Origin of the sequence: Microcoleus sp. BM001215392, assembly GCF_036700185.1 — a bacterium.
In the GTDB taxonomy this organism is placed as follows: domain Bacteria; phylum Cyanobacteriota; class Cyanobacteriia; order Cyanobacteriales; family Microcoleaceae; genus Microcoleus.
Genome location: NZ_JAUBOJ010000700.1, coordinates 1 through 1,507, shown reverse-complemented (window position 1 = coordinate 1,507; position 1,507 = coordinate 1). Strand labels below are relative to the sequence as shown.

Annotated in this window: 1 protein-coding gene; it reads left to right on the top strand. The window is 45.1% G+C overall.

The genetic code is table 11. From position 1 onward, the window contains the following. The first annotated feature begins 53 nt into the window (after positions 1-53). Complete coding sequence (gene tnpC, locus QT974_RS34270; RefSeq protein WP_333472803.1) at positions 54-1,499, top strand: IS66 family transposase; 1,446 nt, start codon at positions 54-56, stop codon at positions 1,497-1,499. Positions 1,500-1,507: the final 8 nt, after the last annotated feature.

Sequence of the window (1,507 nt, the reverse complement as noted above, 5' to 3'; positions counted from 1 at the left end):
GTAAGGATTCAGGTCAAAAAAAATTCAGTGACGGCATCTGGTAAAATAAACGAATGAAAAAGTCCGCAGCCACCAGAGAGCAGAAAAAAACCGAAATCGAGCAGTTGAGCCAAGCTGAACTGGTAGAAATGGTACTGGGGCTGCAAAAAATTATTGAAGAATTGCAAGAAAAATTAGCTATTGCTACGGGAAAAGGTCGAACAACCAGTAAAACTTCATCAAAGCCCCCATCAACGGATCTCATCCAAAAACCAGAGAAACCAACAGCCCAACCAGAATCAGACCAAAAAAAGAAACCAGGTGGACAACCAGGCCATCAAGGGAAAACCCGCAAAGGATTTGGACGAGTAGACAGAACCGAAATTAGCTCACCCAGCATCTGTCTCAATTGTGGCTCTCAAGAATTAAGTCAAGTAATTAACACCCACTCTCAGCAAGTAGCAACTCTAGTAGCAAAACCAATCGAAGTCGTAGAATATCAGACACAATCGTGTAAATGCCTCGAATGTGGTGCAGTAGTCAGAGGAGAACTACCAAGCGGAATAGTTCCAGGCCAAGACTTGAGCGTGAATCTCCAAGCACTATTAGTCTGGTTGGGCAATTATGGACATCTTTCCTACGCCAAGCAGACTGAGTTATTGTGGGAACTCGGCAAGATAGAAGTGTCCGTAGGAACAATCCAAAAAACCAATCAACGAGTAGCCGCAGCAGTCAAGCCAGCGATTAAAGCACTGTGGGAATGGGCACCTCTACAATCAAACGTTCATGTAGACGAAACCCCCTGGTGTGTGATGGGGGTTAAAGAATGGCTATGGACAGCGAGTGGAGAAGGATTCTGTTTATTTCATGCCGCAGATACCAGGGGGCGCGTGGAGCTAGAAACCATGCTGGGCAAAGAATTTGCTGGGGTCTTAAGCTCAGATGATTTCAGTGTTTATAATGGCGTGAAAGTCGCGGCGCAACAGAAATGTCTAGCCCATTTACGAAGGCATTTCAAGAAAGTGCTGGGACTTAGGGGCAACAATAATAATGTCGAAGTCGCTCAAATATTTCTGTCATTAATTGATGAAGCTTTTAGAGCCCATGAGTCTTGGCGCAAGACGAAGGATCGACTCACCTACGACTCGTGGGCCCAGGATTTCAAAATACGATTGAATAAAGCCCTCGACACTTGGTTGAACCTTGTGGGTTATGCGGCAGGTTTGTTGCTCAAATCCTTACGGGATAAGGCAGAACAATGGTGGTATTTTCTATCTGACCCCTCGATTCCTCCTGATAATAATTTAGCAGAGCGTTCTTTACGGCTAGCTGTCACTAAACGGAAAGTTTCTGGCGGCTCTCGTTCGATGAAGGGATTTGAGGAAACGGCCGATCTATTAAGTGTGATTCAAACTTGTCGTTTTCAAGCTCGTTCAGTAATGGCTTTTTTCCGTGAGGCTATTTCTGCTCATTCTTGTGACTTGGCTATGCCTGAGCTCGTTCCTATTTCTCAGACCTGAATCCTTAC

What these genes read in the sequence shown, in the direction of transcription:
- tnpC (WP_333472803.1), top strand. Translation starts at nt 54, where the DNA reads ATGAAAAAGTCCGCAGCCACCAGAGAGCAGAAAAAAACCGAAATCGAG.